This is a genomic window from Shewanella sp. SM73 (genome assembly GCF_025653795.1).
GTDB classification, from domain to species: domain Bacteria; phylum Pseudomonadota; class Gammaproteobacteria; order Enterobacterales; family Shewanellaceae; genus Shewanella; species Shewanella oncorhynchi.
Genome location: NZ_JAKKRY010000001.1, coordinates 206,760 through 226,946, shown reverse-complemented (window position 1 = coordinate 226,946; position 20,187 = coordinate 206,760). Strand labels below are relative to the sequence as shown.

The window sequence follows — 20,187 nt, the reverse complement described above, 5'->3', positions numbered from 1 at the left end:
GTTATCCGTTCCATGACATCACTGGCGTTTCAGGGGGTTTATATGGGCATTTTCGAGCATTACCAAAAGCGCTACGAACAAAAACTCGATGAAGAATATTCTTTGCAGGAGTTTCTGGACATCTGCAAGGGAGATCGCAGCGCTTACATGTCAGCATCAGAGCGACTACTGCTTGCAATTGGTGAAGCAGAAGTCATTGATACCGCAAAAAATCCAACACTTAGCCGTATTTTTTCGAATCGACTTATTTCACGCTATCCCGCATTTAAAGATTTCTTCGGCATGGAAGACGCCATAGAGCAAATTGTGGCTTACCTAAAGCACTCGGCTCAAGGATTAGAAGAATCCAAACAAATTCTATACCTACTGGGCCCAGTGGGCGGCGGTAAGTCATCACTCGCCGAAAAACTCAAAGCCCTAATGCAAAAAGTGCCCATTTACATTCTGAGCGCGAATGGAGTCCGCAGCCCAGTCAACGATCACCCCTTCTGCCTGTTTGATGTGGAAGAAGATGGACAGCTGTTAAAAGATGAATTCAACATTCCCAACCGTTATCTGAAAACTATCATGTCGCCTTGGGCGGTAAAACGTCTGCATGAGTTTGGTGGCGATATCTCCAAATTTCGCGTGGTAAAAGTCTTTCCATCCATTCTGGACCAAGTGGCAATAGCGAAAACTGAACCTGGTGATGAAAACAACCAAGATATTTCGTCCCTTGTCGGTAAAGTCGATATTCGGCAACTCGAACATTTCTCCCAAGATGATCCCGATGCTTACGCCTATTCAGGCGCATTGTGCCGTGCAAACCAAGGGGTGATGGAATTCGTCGAGATGTTTAAGGCACCAATTAAAGTGCTGCATCCACTACTGACTGCGACGCAAGAAGGTAACTATAACGGCACAGAAGGCTTATCGGCCTTGCCCTATAGCGGGATTATTCTGGCTCACTCAAACGAGTCCGAGTGGTCAACCTTCAAAAACAACAAAAACAACGAAGCCTTCCTCGACCGTGTTTACATAGTCAAAGTGCCCTACTGTTTACGGGTCTCAGAAGAGCTGCAAATCTATCAAAAACTGCTAATCAACTCTGAGTTATCGAAAGCGCCCTGCGCTCCCGGCACCTTAGAAACCTTAGCGCAATTTAGTGTGTTGTCACGCATCAAGCCGCCTGAAAACTCCTCCATCTACTCTAAGATGCGGGTATATGACGGTGAAAGCCTGAAAGATACCGATCCTAAGGCTAAGTCTTACCAAGAATACCGTGATTACGCAGGTGTCGATGAAGGCATGAATGGACTATCCACCCGTTTTGCCTTTAAGATTTTGTCGCGGGTATTTAACTTCGACCATTCAGAGATCGCCGCCAACCCAGTACATTTATTCTATGTCCTCGAACGACAAATTGAACAAGAACAGTTCCCCGGTGATACCGCCGAACGTTATCTTGAATTCCTAAAAGGTTATTTGATCCCTAAATATGTGGAGTTTATCGGTAAAGAAATTCAAACCGCTTACTTAGAGTCTTACTCTGAATACGGCCAAAATATCTTCGACCGCTATGTCACTTACGCCGATTTTTGGATCCAAGATCAAGAATACCGCGACCCAGAAACAGGTCAGCTATTCGACCGCGCCGCCCTCAATGCTGAACTTGAAAAGATTGAGAAGCCCGCGGGGATCAGCAATCCTAAAGATTTCCGTAATGAAATCGTCAACTTTGTGCTGCGCGCCCGAGCGAACCATGAGGGTAACAATCCACTCTGGACCAGCTACGAGAAACTTCGCACTGTGATCGAGAAGAAAATGTTCTCCAACACAGAAGATTTACTGCCTGTTATTTCCTTTAACGCCAAAACGTCGAACGACGATCAACGCAAACACGATGATTTCGTCAATCGCATGATGGAGAAAGGCTATACCAAAAAACAAGTCCGACTCTTGTCTGAGTGGTATTTACGAGTTCGTAAATCTTCTTAAACTTGCGCTAACTAAGTACAGGGCTTTGGTGTTGCCAAAGCCTTCGCTGGGTTTTGGGAGGTGCGTATGGCGAACTTTATCGATAGACGGTTGAATGCGAAAGGAAAAAGCACAGTCAACCGCCAACGCTTTATCAATAGATATAAGCAACAAATTAAAAAAGCCGTCAGCGATGCAGTGACTCGTCGCAGCGTAACGGATGTAGATAAAGGCGAAAAAATCAGTATCCCAACACGGGATATCAGTGAACCTATGTTTCACCAAGGCAAAGGCGGTGTCAGGGATAGAGTGCATCCCGGTAATGACCAATTTACCCGTGGCGATAAAATTGACCGACCACCTGGTGGTTCAGGCGGCGGTTCGGGCAAAGGTGAGGCCTCAAACTCGGGTGAAGGCGACGATGACTTTGTGTTCGAAATCTCTAAAGACGAGTATCTAGAGTTATTGTTTGAGGACTTAGAACTCCCCAATCTACAAAAAAATCGCCTCAATAAACTGGTGGAATACCAAATCTACCGTGCTGGGTTCACCAATGATGGCGTCCCCGCTAACATCAATATTGTCCGTTCATTACGTTCATCCCTTGCTCGTCGCATTGCGATGTCGGCCAGTAAAAAGAAACTATTAAAAGAGTTAGAACAAGACCTTGCTGAACTGGAAAATATTCCAGGCACTAAGGCCGAGTTGATTTTGGATTTAAAAGCCCAAATTGAGGAGTTAAAACAAAAGATTGCCAGAGTGCCGTTTATCGATACCTTCGATCTACGCTTTAATAACTATTCCAAAAGGGAAATCCCTTCTAGTCAAGCTGTGATGTTCTGTTTAATGGATGTGTCTGGTTCTATGGATCAGGCAACTAAAGATATGGCAAAACGCTTCTATATCTTGCTGTATTTGTTCCTCACTCGTACCTATAAAAATTTAGAAGTGGTTTACATTCGCCACCATACCCAAGCCAAAGAAGTCGATGAACACGAGTTCTTTTACTCCCAAGAAACGGGCGGCACAATAGTGTCCAGTGCATTGAAATTAATGCATGAAATTCAACAAGCCCGCTACCCCGCCGATGAGTGGAATATTTACGCAGCCCAAGCATCCGACGGTGATAACTGGGCTGACGATTCACCTACCTGTAGGCAATTGTTAGAACAAAAAATATTGCCACTCGTGCGCTACTACAGCTATATCGAAATCACCAATCGCGCCCATCAAACCCTGTGGCGCGAATATGAATCCCTGCAACAGCATTACGACAACATCGCCGTGCAGCATATACGTCAAGCCGAAGATATTTACCCTGTCTTTAGGGAGCTATTCAAGAAACAAGCGGTTTAAGGGGGCACTATGGGGATAACTAAATCAACACCTTGGACACCACTGAGCGATGGTCCCGACTGGAGCTTCGAGCTACTTCAGGACTACCTCAAGGAAATTGAGCGGGTGGCAGCGCTCTATAAACTCAGCACTTACCCGAATCAAATCGAAGTCATCACTGCTGAACAGATGATGGATGCTTATGCGGGCATTGGTATGCCCATTGGTTACACCCATTGGTCTTTTGGCAAACGTTTTATCGAAACCGAGCAAGGTTACAAACGTGGCCAAATGGGGCTCGCCTATGAAATTGTGATTAACTCTAACCCCTGTATCGCTTACTTAATGGAAGAGAACACCATCACAATGCAGGCACTGGTGATAGCTCACGCCTGTTTCGGACATAACAGCTTTTTTAAAAACAATTACTTATTTAAGACATGGACAGATGCGAGCTCGATTATTGACTACCTTGTCTTTGCTAAAAACTACATAAGTGACTGCGAGCAAAAATACGGTGTAGAACAAGTCGAAAGCGTCATAGACTCCTGTCATGCGCTAATGAACTATGGTGTAGATCGTTATAAACGTCCCTCTGAAATCTCATTCAGGGAAGAACAAGCAAGACAAAAGGATCGCGAGGCTTACCTTCAAAGCCAAGTAAATGATTTATGGCGCACGATTCCGACCCATCAACATGAGCAGTCTCAATCTAAAAAACGTCGTTTCCCCGCCGAACCGCAGGAAAATATTTTATATTTCATCGAGAAAAACGCTCCTTTGCTTGAACCATGGCAAAGGGAAATAATCCGTATTGTGCGTAAAATGGCGCAATATTTTTATCCGCAAAAACAAACTCAAGTCATGAATGAAGGCTGGGCAACCTTCTGGCATTACACTATCTTGAATCACTTGTACGACGATGGCGTGGTCACTGATCGCTTCATGATCGAGTTTTTGCAAAGCCATACAGGCGTTGTGGCCCAACCCGATTACAACAGTCGTTATTACAGCGGCATCAACCCATACGCTTTAGGCTTTGCCATGTTCACCGATATTCGGCGTATTTGTGAAAATCCAACCGATGAAGATAAAGCTTGGTTTCCCGACATTGCTGGCAGTAATTGGATAGAAACGTTGCATTTTGCAATGCAAAACTTTAAAGACGAAAGCTTTATTAGCCAATATCTTTCACCTAAAGTTATCCGCCAATTTAAATTGTTTGGTATCCATGATGATGAGAAACGCAATTATCTTTCGGTATCTGCAATCCACGATGAACAGGGCTATCAAGATATTCGCCAGTTACTATCACAACAATATAACCTGTCTAATATTGAGCCGAATATCCAAGTACATAATGTAGAAATCAACGGTGATCGATCCTTAACCTTACATTATGTGCCAAATAACGATATTCCCTTAGCCAACAGCCATAAAGAAGTATTAAAGCATTTACATCGATTATGGGGTTTCACTGTCACCTTAGAGCAAAAAAATGCAGATGCGAGTATTAGCGTCTTAGCATCCTGCCCTGAAGCCAATAAACCAGAATAATAAGCACAATAAAAAGGCCGTTTCCAATTGAAACGGCCTTTTTGTTTATTTAGCGCTATCTTAACGCGATATCACTCACAGAGTTTAATGATCTTGAGCAATAGAAGCCGGCATATCTTCGCGTAATTGTAACCACATCTTACCGCTATTCATGCCATAGGTACGCATTAGCGCAGAGACATCGAGGTAATTTTTAGCCTGAGCCAACAGTTCTAATTCTTTGTAAAAGTTCAATGCTAATAAACGCGCATCTGAGCTGGTAAAGTAATAACGACCAACTCGACTATACAAACCTTTAAATCCGTTTAATATCAAAACGTAAAGTGGATTTCCGGACGAAAAAGCTAAGGTGTGATGCAGTAAGTAGTCAAATTCAGCATAGGATTCAGCCGTATCTTCAAGCTGGTGAATCTTTGCAAGTACCTCCACAGCGGTATCCGGGTTATAACGCAAAGCACCGCGAAAATAGATAGCACTGACGTTCGTTCTAGCTGACAAGAGTTGGTCAACCAATACCGGAAAACCCTCGGGATTCAAATCAGCAATAGTCTCAAGGATGTTTAAGCCTGAGGTTTCCCAAAAGTTGTTAACCCGTGTTGGTTTGCCATGCTGAATTTTCAGCCAACCGTCACGCGCCAAGCGCTGAAGCACCTCACGCAGAGTGGTGCGAGTCACACCAATCAATTCTGAAAGCTCACGTTCAGCCGGTAAAATGGACCCTGGAGGAAATTTGTTTTCCCAAATTGATCTCACAATATACTTCTCTGCAAAACTTGCAGGTCCTTTGGCATTGATAATCATCAGCCCACTTATCCAGTTGTTGTGCGTCGTAATGGTCACTGATCATACCAGAGCGGTAAAAAATGGAAACCATTCACTTAAAATCACTGTGTTATCGCCGTGTAAATGTCACAGAATCGTTCAAAAAAACGACCAAGGTCAATACAGGATGGGCCAATTTTGCCGCTTAGCTCCGCTTTTTGAAATGTCGGTATCAGTAACTCATTACATTAGCTTTCTCTTTAGGCTAGACTCATTTAACTAACGCAGGTATTGATAATAATCACGTGCAATTTTTAACATAATTAGAAGAGAGGCTGCCATGCCGGCGACAATGAGTCAGGCGTTTATTGGGAACTTCTTAGGAAATTCTCCTAAGTGGTACAAAACCGCAATACTGTCATTTTTAATTATCAATCCAATACTCTTTTTCTATGTCGACCCCTTTGTGGCTGGTTGGGTATTGGTGCTTGAATTTATTTTTACCTTAGCAATGGCATTAAAATGCTATCCATTACAGCCTGGCGGATTATTGGCAATTGAAGCCGTCGCGATCGGAATGACATCGGCAAGCCAAGTCTTACATGAAATAGAAGCCAACCTCGAAGTATTATTACTCTTGGTGTTTATGGTCGCTGGTATATATTTCATGAAGCAATTGCTGCTATTTGGCTTCACGAAAATCATTACTAAAGTGCGCTCTAAAATTTTAGTGTCATTAATGTTTTGTTTGGCTTCAGCCTTTTTATCAGCCTTCTTAGATGCGTTAACGGTTATTGCCGTCATTATCGCGGTCGCTGTGGGTTTCTATTCTATTTACCACAAGGTCGCTTCTGGAAAAGATTTCGGCGCCGATCACGATCATACCTCTGAAGGTAAAAATGATGATGGTGAAGATCAGTTAAACGAAGAAGAACTCAGTGCATTCCGTGGTTTCCTACGTAATCTGTTAATGCATGCGGGTGTGGGTACTGCGCTGGGCGGCGTGTGTACTATGGTCGGTGAACCACAAAACCTTATTATCGCCGCGCAAGCAAATTGGCAATTTGGTGAATTCGCAGTGCGTATGTCACCCGTTACTGTTCCTGTATTAATCTCGGGTATTTTAACTTGTTACTTAGTTGAAAAATTTGGCATTTTTGGTTATGGCGCTAAGTTGCCAACGGCCGTTCATCGGATCTTATGTGAATATGCCGCCCATGAAGATGCGCGCCGTACCAATAAAGACAACATGAAGTTAATCGTCCAAGCCTTAGTGGGTGTCTGGTTGATCGCAGGACTTGCATTACACTTGGCTTCTGTGGGCCTAATTGGTCTTTCTGTGATTATTTTAACCACAGCCTTTAACGGCGTTACCGATGAGCATGCCCTCGGTAAAGCTTTCGAAGAAGCACTGCCTTTTACCGCGTTATTAGCTGTCTTCTTTGCGGTTGTTGGCGTGATTATCGACCAGCACTTATTCGCACCAGTGATCCAATGGGCACTGAGTTATCAAGGCAATACTCAGTTGGTGATTTTCTATATCGCCAACGGATTGCTGTCTATGGTGAGTGATAACGTGTTCGTCGGCACTGTGTACATTAACGAAGTGAAAGCGGCATTGATTAACGGTCAAATCAGCCGTGATCAATTCGACTTGCTGGCCGTTGCGATTAATACTGGAACTAACTTACCTTCGGTTGCCACACCCAATGGTCAAGCGGCGTTCTTGTTCCTACTAACCTCTGCCCTAGCACCACTTATCCGCTTATCCTATGGCAGAATGGTATGGATGGCATTGCCTTACACTATCGTGCTGTCTATTGTAGGTGTCATGGCGATTCAAACGGGTTTCTTAGAACAAGCCACCCAATATTTCTATGATTCCCAGATAATCATCCATCACAGCGCTAGTGAAGTTTTAGAGCCGATGACTGGACATTAATCTTCTTTATTGACTGAACTTTATTTAATAAGTAGAGTCCAAAAAACGCCCCATGTCTGAGGGCGTTTTTTGTTGATATGGAGCTCACTTTGACTGTAATGACTCGCTTTGCCCATTCCCGTTCATCTTGGTTTATTCTCGCAGGCACAGCCCTTGGGTTAGAAGCAGCCGCCCTGTATTTTCAATATGTTATGAAACTGGAACCCTGTGTCATGTGTATTTACCAAAGACTCGCTATTTTTGGTTTATTGGCAGCAGGTCTCATTGGCATGACAGCACCCAAATATCGAATCGTCAGGATCTTAGCTGCCGTGCTCTGGGCCATCAGTGCAACTTGGGGATTAAAACTAGCCTTATCGCTCGTAGATATGCAAGCCAACCCATCCCCTTTTTCAACCTGTTCATTCTTACCTGAATTTCCAGCTTGGATGCCATTACACGAATGGTTCCCTGCCGTTATGATGCCTACTGGCATGTGTACTGATGTACCTTGGGTCTTTATGGGTGTAACGATGCCCGAATGGATGGTCGTGGCCTTCAGTGGCTTCTTAGTCGCTTGGTTACTCTTTATTGTGCCTGTCCTAAGTGGTTCAAATAAACCATCTCTTTATAAATAACGAGTTTGAGATAAGGCAGGCATAAAACCTGCCTTTTTATTGACGATTATATTCCACTTATCCTATTCAATCCTCGCAACTTAAACATATGCCAATAGCAAAACAGTGAGAAAGCGCTACACTGGCTCAATGAAAAGTGGTGATTTGGAAACTGGGGATTATGGGAAAAAGTTCGACATCTGAGCCACACACGCCATTAACCCAATGGCAAAACAGTTTGCCATTCAAATTTAGCCTTATTCAGCTCGTCATTGCCGCTATTTTGATTTGTAGTACAGCTTGGGTGATGCTGAGCATTCAACGCCAACAAGTTCTTGATCAGCAAGCCGTGTTAAACCAAAACTATGGCCAGTTGATTATCGCCAAACTGCAAGAAATGATTTCACAGGTTGAAACCGTAGTCGACTCTATTTCCAGTATTGCCAAACTTTACCGCTATGATCATGAGCAACTGGTGAAAACCATTCCCACGTTGCTGAAACTCGATAGTCAACAACGCATCATTTCTGGCGGTGGCGTCTGGCCGGAACCCGGCGCGTTTAATCAGCAAAAATTTCGAGATAGCCTGTTTTGGGCACACAATGTAAACGATGAATTAGTCGCCATTGATTCCTATAACAAAGACACGTTCCCAAGCTACCACACCGAAGAATGGTATCGCCCGACGCGCTATTTTCCTGCTGGTAAAATTTTCTGGTCAAAATCTTATTTCGATCCGACAACCCATGAGTCAATGATCACAGCCTCAGGCGCTATGTGGATGGACCATCAGTTTATTGGTGCCGCCACTGTGGATATCAGTTTAGAAAAGCTCAATGTGCTGTTACGCAATGCTATGATTAATGTCAGAGGCTATGTCATAGCCTTAGATCATCAAAACCAAGTACTCGCCTATCCAGATGCCAATAACGATCTTAAGCATCAAACCAATACCAATCATTCTTTCGTCACCTTCAATCATCTCGCCAGCCAACAGCCAGATTTCAGCCCCGTCGAAGTCGCATTACAGAGTGCAGATAAAGCCTTTATAGAAGCGGCGATTGCCGAGCGCGTTTTTACCCAAGAACAGATGCAGCATCTAACGAGACTAAGTCATCAAAATGAGCGTGACATGTTAGCGGCCATCGTAAATAACAATGCCTTAAATCATTTTACTGCCCCGAAATTACTGACGTCGGTAACTTTGACCCATGATCCAATCCTTAAAACGGCATCTCTCGTTTCGGTATTTCTCATGCCAAATACCTATTGGAAGGTACTTGTCGTCACCCCAATTTCACCGCTGCAGGATACCGCTAAACATTTAATCGAAAAGGTCGGCGTTTATTTAGTCTGTATTCAACTATTAGGCTTAATTCTATTATTCTTACTCCAGCACCGACTATTTATTACCCCCATTATTGAAATCGTCCAAGCCTTAAAACGTAATGATTCCGCCTCTATCGAACTCAAAGCCAATAACAGCCATGACGAAATTGGCTTATTGGCAAAAACATTCCTGTCGCGTACTCGACAGCTTGAAGTGGCAATGGCGAGCTTAGATGCGAGTAATCTGGCACTAGAACAGCAATTGCAGAGCCAAAACCTGTTTCAACTGGAGTTAAAGCGCCATAAAGAACAATTGAGGGCTTTACTTAAATTTTCTCAAAATCTCATCTATATCAAAGATCTTCACGGTAAATATATTCTCGTCAATGACAAATATTGTGAAATCTTAGGTATAGAACGCAGACGCATTATTGGTACCTCTGATTTTGAGATATTTCCCAGCCAATTTGCCCACGAGTATCAACAAAATGATCGACGTGTTCTGCATAATCATGAAGCCATAAACTTCGAAGAAGCTATTCCATCGCCCCTAGGCAATCTTATTTATATCGTGACTAAATTTAAGATCAAAGATGATGACGATACCGTTATTGCAGTCGGTGCTATCGCCTTTGATATCACCTTACAAAAAATTAAAGAGCAAGAACAAGAAAAGTTACTTTTAGGGCAAGTCGAGGCGCTTAATCACCAACAAGAACAAGTTCGCCTCAGTAATCAACATAACCATGAACTCTATCTGCTCCAAGACAAATCAACCCAATTACTTGAGAAACATCATCAACTCAATCTCAGTCGTGAACAAAGCCAACAGCTAATGCAAAATTTTCTAGCTGAAATGATGACGCAAATTATGCATGAACAAGATCAGCTACTCGCCAAAGTGTGCCAACTTCAGCCAATAGATAATGCTAACGATCAAAATCAGATTACCGAAATCATGGTGACTCAGGCAGATAAACTGCGACATATTGCCCAGTTATTAACGAATCATCAAAATGACATTCGGCCACTGCATCTCGCACAATTTATGCGCCATCTCTTAGGGTTGCTAAAGGTACAATTAGCTAAAACAAATGTGGAAATAGCGTTAAATTGTGAAGAAAATATCATCATTGATGGCCCTTCATGGCAATATTTGCAGCTGTTTTATCGTCTAATCACCAACACGTTGAATCATGCATTTAAAGCTCACAATGAACAGCGTGAAATAACCATTAATATCGACAAGTCGAGCGAAGAGTTACACATCAGTATTATCGATAATGGGATAGGTATGACAGAGCCGCAACTCGCACAGTTACGGCAAGAACTAACGCAAGAACTCTGCCTTGGAACGCTGACCTGTATAAATCTGTGGCTTAAAAATGATCTCAATGGCAGCCTTAGCATCAGTAGCCACTTGAACCAAGGCACACACATTCAATGTCGTTGGCCACTGAGTACAGATTTAGAACCGCAATAAACAAAGGTGCGTTATTGATCTAACCATGCCTTGGCTTGGCTATGTTCATCGGCGGTAAATACCTTTACCGGACATGGCAGCATGCAGGCTAGCGCATTAACCATAGCATTTGTTTGAGTGGCATTAGCAATCATCACGACCCTTGAAAAATCACTTAAATGAAATAAACCTAATACCGCATCATCCCACAAGGCCCCAACGGATATACCTTCAAATTCAGGGGAAAACTCGTACCAAAGACGAATACTGGCGTGGTCTTGCAGCTTGGCTTCTATGGCGGGAACCAAATAGCCTTCAACATCCCCATGGTTAACACGGCCAGATGCGACCACAGCCAATATATCATCAGCATGACCCGAAGAAATCGTTAGCATTAAACACTCCTTATCAATACATGAAGGGAAAAATAGTTAAAGCTCATACACTAAAGATACACAGACAATGACATAAATGCGGGAAAGATGGGCTTTTATTTTAAGCTAACACCATTTTATACATACACATCAGTGATGCAAATGACGCCAAAAGGAGCGAATCCACAGCGATAACTCGCATAACCCAGCAACAAAACTTAGTCGCAGAACTCGATGAAAAATGGTGACCATACGAAATAACATGAAGTGAAGCAAAGAGCAGATATTTACCTCACACTCAAGGCTACGACTGCTCGAGCTTAACAATAAGAGTGAGGAAACACATGGTACTCAAACGATGGTGATTTACGCTGCTAAAAAATAGTATTAGTCATGACTTACCTAAAATCATGCATTAATAAATAATCTAATTGCTATTCTGACTAAGCACTCACTTGAAGTTTAGCGATTTCTTGATCGAACAAATTCTTAATCAAACTAGAAAACTCAGTAATAAATAAAGTCTGTGCGGGAGTCGCTTTATGGTTGGCAACTGAAGCTAAAATCTCTTCTAAATCATACACAATTGCATCCACTTCACGGATAATCACATTACGTTGCGTAAAAGACAACGATGGGTTTTGGCCACACACCATAATGATCTGTGCCGACAATTGCTCTTCAAATAATTCCATCACAGTATCGTCTGAAACTACCTCTGAACCTGGTGTTTCAAATAAGCCAAGATGTTCAGTTAAATACTGGACCAAATGCATGTAACCATCTTTATCTGTGACCATTTTTTACCCTTTAAACTCATTAACTTAATATCTATTGTGATGCTATTAATAGCACATCAGAAAATATCAAAGAAGCCAAAGGCTCGGCTTCTTATCAAGATCTAGCATACGCCACTTATTTAACTCTAGCCTATCTTCGATAACAGACGTATTGATCTATACCAATCTTATTGAAGTTACTGAGTTAAGGTTAGTACAAATGACACAGGAACAGCTTGACTAATGCTCGATAAACCCGCAATTTCACGTAATTTATCAATCCCAGCCACAAGATCAAACTCATTGGCATTAACAATTACCGGTTGAAAACTGTTCACTAAAAGTTTGTTATCAGAAACTTTAGTGATAATCACCGAAAAAGCCTTAGTTTGCGATTTGCCGTGTAACGCAATTTTTCCATCAATATCAAAAACTTTACTCTCACCGACGCCAAGATTTTTTAGTATCTTAGGGTCTACTTGTGATGACAGTTTCAGCTCTGGATACAAAGACACTTCAAATAACAAATTTTGCATCCGCTCATCGCGGACATCAATACCCGTTGCCACACCGATTAGTGGAATTGTTAATTCAAATTGACCGTTATCTTTTAGCGTACCTTTGAGTTGTTTAAAGTGATGGACTTCACCTATATCACCTTTCTTTACCGAAATAAAACTGACTCGCGAATCTTGTTCCATCACTTGCCATTGCGCGGCACAGCTAAAACTGGCCATAGCAGATAAGGCGACAATTCCCATCCATTTTTTCATCGTATCCGTCCTTAAAGAGTGAGTTTAAAAGCCATGCCGTAAAGAAAATCGACATCCGCAACAGGCTAAAATCCTGCCCAGTTAAACGTGATCAACATCACCTAACTTAAGCTAAAGATACTCTGTTTATCCATTAGCGACCAGTAAACTATGATTCATACGCGCACTAACCATTTATCTAAGCTATTGGCAAAAGCCTGTTTATCAGCTTGAGAAAACGAATCAGGCCCGCCGGTGTGCACGCCAGAACCGCGCAAATCCTCCATAAAATCGCGCATCGTCAGCTTTTGTTTTATGTTATCGACGGTATAAAGCTCGCCACGGGGATTGAGCGCCAAGGCGCCCTTTTCAATGATTAAAGCCGCTAAGGGGATATCCGCAGTGATCACTAAATGCGTCGGTTCAACATGATCGACAATATATTGATCGGCCACATCAAATCCCGCACCGACTCGAATTTGGCTGATATAGGGAGATGGCGGTACGCGGATCATTTGATTAGCCACCAGCACCAGCGGCAGGGCTTTGCGCTCCGCCGCCCGGAACAGGATTTCTTTGATAGGATTAGGGCATGCATCCGCATCAACCCAAATTTTATAATCACTCAATGTCTTTTAACTCTGTTGTTAGGTTCACGAGCTCAGTTTTATGCCGAGCTATCGAACTATGCACCGTACTAAGGCGCTAAACGATCGATTTCCCACTCTGCATCATGGCGAGAATAAATAAAACGATCATGTAGCCTGTGTTCTCCACCCTGCCAAAATTCAATACTCGAAGGTCTCACTAAGTAACCGCCCCAAAAACTGGGTAAAGGCACATCGCCCTTGGCGAACTTAGCTTTCATTTCGAAGAATTTGCCTTCAAGTACTTGTCTAGCGCTGAGTTTACTCGACTGCTGCGATACCCAAGCCGCAATTTGGCTGTCCTTAGGACGGGTCATAAAGTATTTAAGCACTTCAGCGGTGGACAGTGCCTGCGCTTCACCAAGCACAGATACTTGACGCTCTAGAGGATGCCAAGGGAAATGCAAACTGACTTTATTATTAGCAGCAATTTGCTGTGCTTTGCGGCTGCCAAGGTTAGTAAAAAATACGAAACCTGTGTCATCAAAACGCTTAAGTAATACTATTCGTTGAAAAGGTTGGCCGTGCTCATCCACAGTCGCCACACACATGGCGGTGGGATCGCTAAGCTCTGCATCCCTCGCCTGCGTCATCCACAATTCAAACAAGTCCATCGGGTTTTGCGGTAAGTCGGCACGTCTTAAGCCGCCTTTGGCATACTCGCGGCGGATATCACTGAGATCTGTCATAGGGTTTCCTTAAGCAAACGCCAAAAATTCACATGAGTTCAGGGATCAGCACTTCAGCCTGAAGCTGCTGATAGTGGCTAAAACCAATGTTATAACCTTGCTCGGTCGTTAATGAACACCGCCCTAAGCATAAATGGGCAGGAAATCCCTGCGTTGAGTCGTCGGTATTAAAGCGGATTGTGTCCCAACTGACAGGAGCAAACAAGGTTAATAGACGCCCCAATAGATCTTGCGGATACTGCGCTAAATCCAGATTCGTTTCAAAGCTCACATAGGAGCTAGCGCACGCATTCTCGCTTTGAGGCGTAATATGCAAAGTAACATAATATTTGCCCCAAATACCGTTCATCGAAAAGCCTGATGGATCAAATAAATGGGCGTCAATCTCAAATTCAGGGAGTAAATCGTTAAGTTCGAGTGCAGTGCAAATCTCATCTTTACTCTGCGAGCCGCCATTAAGATAGTCGGCAAATTCGCCACGAATGTGATACATCAACAGCTCACTAGTTTGATCATCCTTTGGTGCTCGATAATCACTGTCAGAGCAGAAAAAATAGTGATGATGGCTGTCAAGATGGCCCACTCGAAAGGCTTTACCGGCGATACGTTGGCGCAGTTTGCCAATATCCTCGGCAAAACTCGTGGTTTGCAGATGGGCTTGGTATTCGTTTTTACGCTGATAACTCACCAAGGCCATGGCAGGCACGCCAAGCGCGTCGATAAAATAACAAGCGGCGTCCACTAAGGTACTGTTACCACAGGTGAGCATGACAAATCTGTCGTGCCATACAAACAAGCTGGATTCACTCAACAGATAAGCATCACAGTCCGCATTACTTAACTGCGACAGTATCTCGGCGTGGGCACAGTTGACTAAGGCAGACCAAAAACTCACATCGAGTTCGCGTAAATTCGGCGCAGACGCCGTCACGATAATCTCGAGTTTTTTTTCTGAACCTTCGAAAAACATCAACCCTTTGACCTCATGATCGTCACTCATCCTTTACTTGATCCTAGAACAACGCGATTTTACACGACTAAAACGGCAATAAAAGCGAAAAATCTGTCCTTATAAAAACAAAAATCAGCCGAGGTTACCCAAGGCTGATTTATTTTAACACGCTAGAAATTAAGAAAAATCTTCTAAATAGGTATAGCCTTTCAGCCCTAGTTGCAATTCTTCTAAAATTTGTGCGCGTTCACCTTCGGCGATATGCAGATTCACTAACTCTTCATAAGTGCGCATAAAGGCCACCGCATCTAAGTTAACGTAACGCAATACGTCAGCAACCGTGTCACCCGCCAATACAGATTCGATGTTAGTCACACCATTATCTTCGATGCGAACCACTGCTGAGTTTGTATCACCAAACAGGTTATGCATATCACCCAAGATTTCTTGGTATGCACCCACAAGGAAGAAACCAATTAGGTACGGGCTATCCGCACTCCATGCTGGCACTGGCAGCGTGGTTTCAATCCCTTGACCATCAACGTATTGATCGACAATACCGTCAGAGTCACAGGTGATATCGAGCATGACAGCACGGCGTTCAGGGGCTTTATCTAGGCCCGATAACGGCAATACTGGGAACACTTGGTCAATACCCCAAGCATCCGGTAATGACTGGAATAATGAGAAGTTAACAAAGAACTTATCGGCTAACTTTTCATTGAGTTCATCAATGATAGGTCTGTGATAACGGTTTTTCGCACTCAATAGCCCTTGCACTTCATGACACACGCGCAGGTTAGCTTGCTCAGCCCACGCACGCTCCGCTAAGGTCAATTGACCTAAAGCAAATAGCGAATGCGCTTCTTGTAAGTCACTTTGGCTATCGTGGTAAATCTCAATCAAAGCACGTTGATCGGCGCGGCCGCTGATCTCAGACCATGAATGCCACATGTTATGCAATAACTGTGGTGAATCTTCCGCAGGCGGTTGAATATCTTCAGGCTGATAAGCTTCAGTACCGATAACATCGGTGATAAGCACTGCATGGTGCGCCGTTAAGTAACGACCCGATTCTGAAATAATACGTGGCATAGGTTGCTCGTATTCATTACAGATGTCAGTCAATACGTTAACTATGTTGTTGGCGTATTCGGTCAGGCCATAGTTCATCGAGTTATTACTTTGGCTACGAGTGCCATCGTAATCCACCGCTAAACCACCACCGACGTCGAAGCAGTTAACGCTTGCGCCTAATTCACGTAATTCACAGTAGAAACGACCCGCTTCACTCACACCTTGGCGAATATCACGGATATTAGCGATTTGCGAACCTAAGTGGAAATGCAGCAATTGCAGCGAATCCAGCATATCGTGTTGCTTAAGTTGCTCTACAACCAGCAAAATTTGCGCAGCAGATAAACCGAACTTAGATTTTTCACCGCCGCTCGCCTGCCACTTGCCTTTGCCTTGGAACGCTAAACGTGCACGTAGACCTAAACGCGGTGTCACACCCAGACGTTTAGATTCAGCTAACACCATTTTCAGTTCAGACAGTTTTTCTAAAACGATGTAAACCTTGTGGCCTAACTTTTCACCAATCAGTGCTAAACGGATATATTCATTATCTTTATAACCATTACATACAATGACTGAACTGGCTTTTTGCGCCATGGCTAACACAGCCATCAGCTCAGGCTTACTGCCCGCTTCTAAACCCAGTTGTGGTACTTCTTTTGATGCCTGACTCGCCAGGATCTCTTCCACCACAGTTTGCTGTTGGTTTACTTTAATCGGGTAAACCAGCAAATAGTCCGCCTGATACTCGTACTTCTGTATCGCTTGGTCGAATGCTTGGCACAAACTGTTCACTCTGTGGTGCAGGATCTGCGGAAAACGAACTAGTACAGGTAAAGCGACTCCCGCCTTAACCATGTCTTTGGCTAGCTCATTTAAGCCAATCTTGTAATCAGGATTTTTGGGGTCCGGTGACACAGTCACCTCACCTTGATCGCTAATCCCATAAAAACCTTGGCTCCAGTGAGTAACATTGTACCCAGCACGAGCATCATCAATAGACCAATCATTCATTATTATTTAGCCCGTCTATTAAAAAATGGGTTAAACGGTTATGGCTTAATAGCACAACCGCCCGTTCGACAAACCCAGGCAAAGGGACACCTTACCTGACATACACGAAGGTAGATTTTACCTTCTCCTTAATGCCGCAACGTCACGCTAGTGTAAGTGACATTGCTGCGATTTTCATTAATAGCGCAAGAGACAACTCATCTTAGCGCAATACATCGTATCATATTGAAGGGAAAGCTTATTCCCTTACCTCAGTAAAGCTATCTTTACTTGCCTCACTTGCATTTATCCTCAGGCTAGAGAGCGTAAATACCGCCAAAAAGCCAAATAAGATCCTGAGTCGCATCCTTAAAACATCAAGCTAATAAGTAGCTTAAAGACGTTCAAAAGAGATTAAGACCTTCAGAAACCGATAACACAAGTAGAAAACGAAAACCGATAACACTGAACTAGCGAAAACGCCAAACCAGCTTATCGCTAGGCAAGATTATTTTAACAGGGGACTATTGGCTTCTTCGCGGCCAGAATTGATGCGGATCAACGTGAGATGCTTAAGGCCAGTATCATCGTATGGTACGACAATCGACCGTTGGCATTGTGACACTTTTAGGCAAAGTGCAAAAAATGGATGCTTGTGCATTAGCTAATAAAAACCCTCTTAACCCCATGTAACCACATCTACTGTTAATTACACGGTTAATGACTGGTGAACCATAAAACCTTTATTACTCACGTAATATTTGTAATGTCTGCAACGAGCAAAGTCGTTGAACGGCGCAATTAAACCGCGCAATGTCACAGAATGCAAGCAAGAATCTCATTTAATCTTTTACATTAAAATATAATAAACACCTGCTTAACAATCACCCGCCACCCATTGATTTTAAATAGAGTAATATTAGTTAGTTAACCCATAAACGTCGTACAAGTCTGTTCAATATTTTTTATATCACCTTTGTCACTTTTATTGACATTTACCCCTGCAAATATCCCTGATTTTTGTGTGTCACTCAAGTGATGCACATTTGCCAATATTAAGCGAAGCCAAACAACCAATATCACGGCGCCAAACCCCGCCACAAATCAGTGGTTCCTCCGAGACACAATGCGTGGTCAAGCCTGCGCTAAGTGACGACTCACACACGCTAAGATAAAGCTCAAAGACAATAATGCTGCAGTTTCAGCACCGAAGTGTATAATCGCAACCGAATCACATTTAATTATGCACAGAGAGATCCATGGTACAGATAGGTAAAACCTGCAAACTTGAGGTTGTAAAACAAGTCAGCTTTGGCGTGTATTTAAACGCCCACGAATTAGGGCAAGTACTGCTGCCAAACAAAGTCACCCCAAAAGACTGCCAAGTCGGTGATCTGCTTGACGTGTTTCTGTATCTAGATTCTGAAGATATCGTGATTGCTACCACTCGCCGTCCATTGGCACAGGTAGGCGAATTTGCCTATTTAAAAGCAGTTGCAACCGGCCCTTATGGCGCCTTTTTAGACTGGGGCTTAGATAAAGATTTATTACTGCCCTTCGGTGAGCAACATAAGCCTATCGAAGAAGGCCGTTCATATCTGGTCTATGTACACGCTAACCGCGCCGATGAACGCATCATGGCCTCATCAAAAATCGATAAGTTCCTCGATAAGACAGAGCCGGACTACACAGTCGGTGAGCAGGTCGATTTATATATCGGTGGCACCACAGATTTAGGCTACAAAGCCATTATTAATCATGCCCATTGGGGCGTGATTTACGAAAACGAAGTGTTCCAAAAACTGCGTTTCGGCCAAAGACTCAAAGGTTTCATCAAACAAGTGCGCCGCGACGGCAAAATCGATCTTGTGCTGCAACAAGGCAGTAAACAAGAGTTAGATAAGCACGCCCACATCATTCTGATCAAACTCAAACAGGCTGGCGGCTTCTTAGCCCTGACCGATAAAACCGATGCTGAAATCATTTACGATCAGCTTGGTATGAGTAAAAAAGCCTTCAAAAAAGCCATAGGTGGCTTATTTAAGAATGGCCAACTGAGCATAGATAATGATGGTCTGCGTTTAACTGAAACAGCAGAATAATCAACTCTATTCAGGACTTAGCGTTAAAATTGTACAGTTTACCGCCACTAAGACAGAGTTTGACTGACAACTCCTAGGATATTAAGCATGGCTCTGTTATAAACAAAGCCATGCTTTTTTCTTTGGAGCTTATATGGAACTCACGTTACACGAAGCCAGAGTCATCGGATGTCTGCTTGAGAAAGAAATCACCACCCCTGAGCAATATCCACTCTCGCTAAACTCATTGACCTTAGCCTGCAATCAAAAAACCAGCCGCGAGCCGGTACTCGAACTCAGCGAAACCCAAGTGCAAATCGCCGTTGATTCCCTAAATCGGAAACGTTTGATCAGCGAACAGTCGGGATTCGGCAGCCGCGTCGTTAAATACAAACACAGGTTCTGCAATACCGAATTCAGCGAACTTCAACTGTCCCCCGCCGCACTCGCCATCGTCTGTTTGTTGCTATTACGTGGCCCACAAACACCGGGAGAACTACGGACCCGCAGCAATCGCCTACACGAATTTAAAGACGTGATCGACGTTGAAGATTGCATCCGTCAATTAATAAGCTGTGAAAAGCCCTTCTTAAAACAATTACCCAGAGAAGCTGGTCGCCGTGAATCCCGTTATGTGGAATTATTCTCTGCGGCGTCATCGCACGAAAGTGCTAGTCAATCCCATAACACAAGTCATACCTTAGCCCATGTCGCTGCGTCTGTAGACGCAGAGCCGCTTGAATTAGTGAACAGAGTGACAGAGCTTGAACAACAAGTCGCCGAACTGAAGCAAAAGCTCGATGAATTAATCGCCTCATTGAGCTAATTAGCGATAGATAATGACTGATAAATACCGATGGATAATAAGTGCTATGTGAGCAACATGGCACTTATGGACCAATCC

The 20,187-nt window shown here is 43.5% G+C and carries 17 protein-coding genes; 8 read left to right on the top strand and 9 right to left on the bottom strand.

The genetic code is table 11. The features are described 5' to 3' along the window. Positions 1-42 precede the first annotated feature (42 nt). The 3 genes from L5M51_RS01040 to L5M51_RS01030 all read left to right on the top strand — a co-directional run bounded on the left by L5M51_RS01040 (position 43) and on the right by L5M51_RS01030 (position 4,848). The gene (locus L5M51_RS01040) at positions 43-1,977 is read left to right on the top strand and encodes a PrkA family serine protein kinase (protein ID WP_131523897.1); all 1,935 of its coding nucleotides are present in this window, start codon (positions 43-45) and stop codon (positions 1,975-1,977) included. A gap of 66 nt (positions 1,978-2,043) precedes the next feature. Then, positions 2,044-3,312, top strand: coding sequence for a YeaH/YhbH family protein (locus L5M51_RS01035; protein WP_263171173.1), 1,269 nt, complete (start codon positions 2,044-2,046; stop codon positions 3,310-3,312). A 9-nt stretch (positions 3,313-3,321) separates the two neighbouring features. Next, complete coding sequence (locus L5M51_RS01030) at positions 3,322-4,848, top strand: SpoVR family protein (RefSeq protein ID WP_263171172.1); 1,527 nt, start codon at positions 3,322-3,324, stop codon at positions 4,846-4,848. Positions 4,849-4,932: 84 nt separating this feature from the next. Here L5M51_RS01030 and fadR read toward each other — a convergent pair whose 3' ends face one another. Continuing rightward, complete coding sequence (gene fadR, locus L5M51_RS01025; protein WP_028760321.1) at positions 4,933-5,649, bottom strand: fatty acid metabolism transcriptional regulator FadR; 717 nt, start codon at positions 5,647-5,649, stop codon at positions 4,933-4,935. A 301-nt stretch (positions 5,650-5,950) separates the two neighbouring features. Here fadR and nhaB point away from each other — a divergent pair, with 301 nt between their 5' ends. The 3 genes from nhaB (at position 5,951) to L5M51_RS01010 (ending at position 10,960) form a co-directional block, all read left to right on the top strand. Further along, positions 5,951-7,552 carry a sodium/proton antiporter NhaB gene (nhaB, locus tag L5M51_RS01020; protein ID WP_028760322.1) on the top strand — a complete coding sequence of 534 codons (1,602 nt, stop codon included), beginning with the start codon at positions 5,951-5,953 and terminating at the stop codon, positions 7,550-7,552. Between the two features lie 89 nt (positions 7,553-7,641). Continuing rightward, entirely contained in the window at positions 7,642-8,169 is a 528-nt protein-coding gene (dsbB, locus tag L5M51_RS01015; RefSeq protein WP_028760323.1) for a disulfide bond formation protein DsbB, read from the top strand. Between the two features lie 160 nt (positions 8,170-8,329). Then, positions 8,330-10,960 carry a PAS domain-containing protein gene (locus L5M51_RS01010; RefSeq protein WP_263171171.1) on the top strand — a complete coding sequence of 877 codons (2,631 nt, stop codon included), beginning with the start codon at positions 8,330-8,332 and terminating at the stop codon, positions 10,958-10,960. Positions 10,961-10,971: 11 nt separating this feature from the next. Here the strand turns inward: L5M51_RS01010 and L5M51_RS01005 are convergent, their stop codons facing one another. The 8 genes from L5M51_RS01005 to L5M51_RS00970 form a co-directional block, all read right to left on the bottom strand. Then, the gene (locus L5M51_RS01005; protein WP_028760325.1) at positions 10,972-11,334 is read right to left on the bottom strand and encodes an STAS/SEC14 domain-containing protein; all 363 of its coding nucleotides are present in this window, start codon (positions 11,332-11,334) and stop codon (positions 10,972-10,974) included. A 422-nt stretch (positions 11,335-11,756) separates the two neighbouring features. Beyond that, on the bottom strand, positions 11,757-12,113 hold the full coding sequence (locus L5M51_RS01000; protein WP_028760326.1) for a DUF3802 family protein: 357 nt from the start codon (positions 12,111-12,113) through the stop codon (positions 11,757-11,759). A gap of 176 nt (positions 12,114-12,289) precedes the next feature. Then, on the bottom strand, positions 12,290-12,865 hold the full coding sequence (locus L5M51_RS00995) for a YceI family protein (protein WP_028760327.1): 576 nt from the start codon (positions 12,863-12,865) through the stop codon (positions 12,290-12,292). A 155-nt stretch (positions 12,866-13,020) separates the two neighbouring features. Continuing rightward, a complete protein-coding gene (locus L5M51_RS00990) occupies positions 13,021-13,473 on the bottom strand; it encodes a YaiI/YqxD family protein (protein WP_006081277.1) in 453 nt (150 codons plus the stop codon). 68 nt (positions 13,474-13,541) lie between these two features. Further along, positions 13,542-14,180, bottom strand: a complete 639-nt coding sequence (gene pdxH / locus L5M51_RS00985) for a pyridoxamine 5'-phosphate oxidase (protein ID WP_131523902.1) — start codon at positions 14,178-14,180, stop codon at positions 13,542-13,544. Between the two features lie 28 nt (positions 14,181-14,208). Then, positions 14,209-15,150 (bottom strand): S-adenosylmethionine decarboxylase proenzyme, encoded by a 942-nt coding sequence (locus tag L5M51_RS00980; protein ID WP_263171559.1) that lies wholly within the window; start codon positions 15,148-15,150, stop codon positions 14,209-14,211. 159 nt (positions 15,151-15,309) lie between these two features. Next, positions 15,310-17,223, bottom strand: coding sequence for a biosynthetic arginine decarboxylase (gene speA / locus L5M51_RS00975; protein WP_028760330.1), 1,914 nt, complete (start codon positions 17,221-17,223; stop codon positions 15,310-15,312). Between the two features lie 487 nt (positions 17,224-17,710). Next, the gene (locus tag L5M51_RS00970; protein ID WP_011846564.1) at positions 17,711-17,863 is read right to left on the bottom strand and encodes a hypothetical protein; all 153 of its coding nucleotides are present in this window, start codon (positions 17,861-17,863) and stop codon (positions 17,711-17,713) included. Positions 17,864-18,461: 598 nt separating this feature from the next. Between L5M51_RS00970 and L5M51_RS00965 the strand changes: the two genes are divergently transcribed. Both L5M51_RS00965 and L5M51_RS00960 read left to right on the top strand, forming a co-directional pair. Next, complete coding sequence (locus L5M51_RS00965; RefSeq protein ID WP_105252833.1) at positions 18,462-19,304, top strand: S1 RNA-binding domain-containing protein; 843 nt, start codon at positions 18,462-18,464, stop codon at positions 19,302-19,304. A 133-nt stretch (positions 19,305-19,437) separates the two neighbouring features. Next, entirely contained in the window at positions 19,438-20,109 is a 672-nt protein-coding gene (locus L5M51_RS00960) for a YceH family protein (RefSeq protein ID WP_263171164.1), read from the top strand. Positions 20,110-20,187 lie beyond the last annotated feature (78 nt).

Coding starts and splice junctions, on each gene's coding strand:
- L5M51_RS01040 (WP_131523897.1), top strand. CDS start 43: ATGGGCATTTTCGAGCATTACCAAAAGCGCTACGAACAAAAACTCGAT.
- L5M51_RS01035 (WP_263171173.1), top strand. CDS start 2,044: ATGGCGAACTTTATCGATAGACGGTTGAATGCGAAAGGAAAAAGCACA.
- L5M51_RS01030 (WP_263171172.1), top strand. CDS start 3,322: ATGGGGATAACTAAATCAACACCTTGGACACCACTGAGCGATGGTCCC.
- fadR (WP_028760321.1), bottom strand. CDS start 5,649: ATGATTATCAATGCCAAAGGACCTGCAAGTTTTGCAGAGAAGTATATT.
- nhaB (WP_028760322.1), top strand. CDS start 5,951: ATGCCGGCGACAATGAGTCAGGCGTTTATTGGGAACTTCTTAGGAAAT.
- L5M51_RS01010 (WP_263171171.1), top strand. CDS start 8,330: ATGGGAAAAAGTTCGACATCTGAGCCACACACGCCATTAACCCAATGG.
- L5M51_RS01005 (WP_028760325.1), bottom strand. CDS start 11,334: ATGCTAACGATTTCTTCGGGTCATGCTGATGATATATTGGCTGTGGTC.
- L5M51_RS01000 (WP_028760326.1), bottom strand. CDS start 12,113: ATGGTCACAGATAAAGATGGTTACATGCATTTGGTCCAGTATTTAACT.
- L5M51_RS00995 (WP_028760327.1), bottom strand. CDS start 12,865: ATGAAAAAATGGATGGGAATTGTCGCCTTATCTGCTATGGCCAGTTTT.
- pdxH (WP_131523902.1), bottom strand. CDS start 14,180: ATGACAGATCTCAGTGATATCCGCCGCGAGTATGCCAAAGGCGGCTTA.
- L5M51_RS00980 (WP_263171559.1), bottom strand. CDS start 15,150: ATGTTTTTCGAAGGTTCAGAAAAAAAACTCGAGATTATCGTGACGGCG.
- speA (WP_028760330.1), bottom strand. CDS start 17,223: ATGAATGATTGGTCTATTGATGATGCTCGTGCTGGGTACAATGTTACT.
- L5M51_RS00970 (WP_011846564.1), bottom strand. CDS start 17,863: ATGCACAAGCATCCATTTTTTGCACTTTGCCTAAAAGTGTCACAATGC.
- L5M51_RS00965 (WP_105252833.1), top strand. CDS start 18,462: ATGGTACAGATAGGTAAAACCTGCAAACTTGAGGTTGTAAAACAAGTC.
- L5M51_RS00960 (WP_263171164.1), top strand. CDS start 19,438: ATGGAACTCACGTTACACGAAGCCAGAGTCATCGGATGTCTGCTTGAG.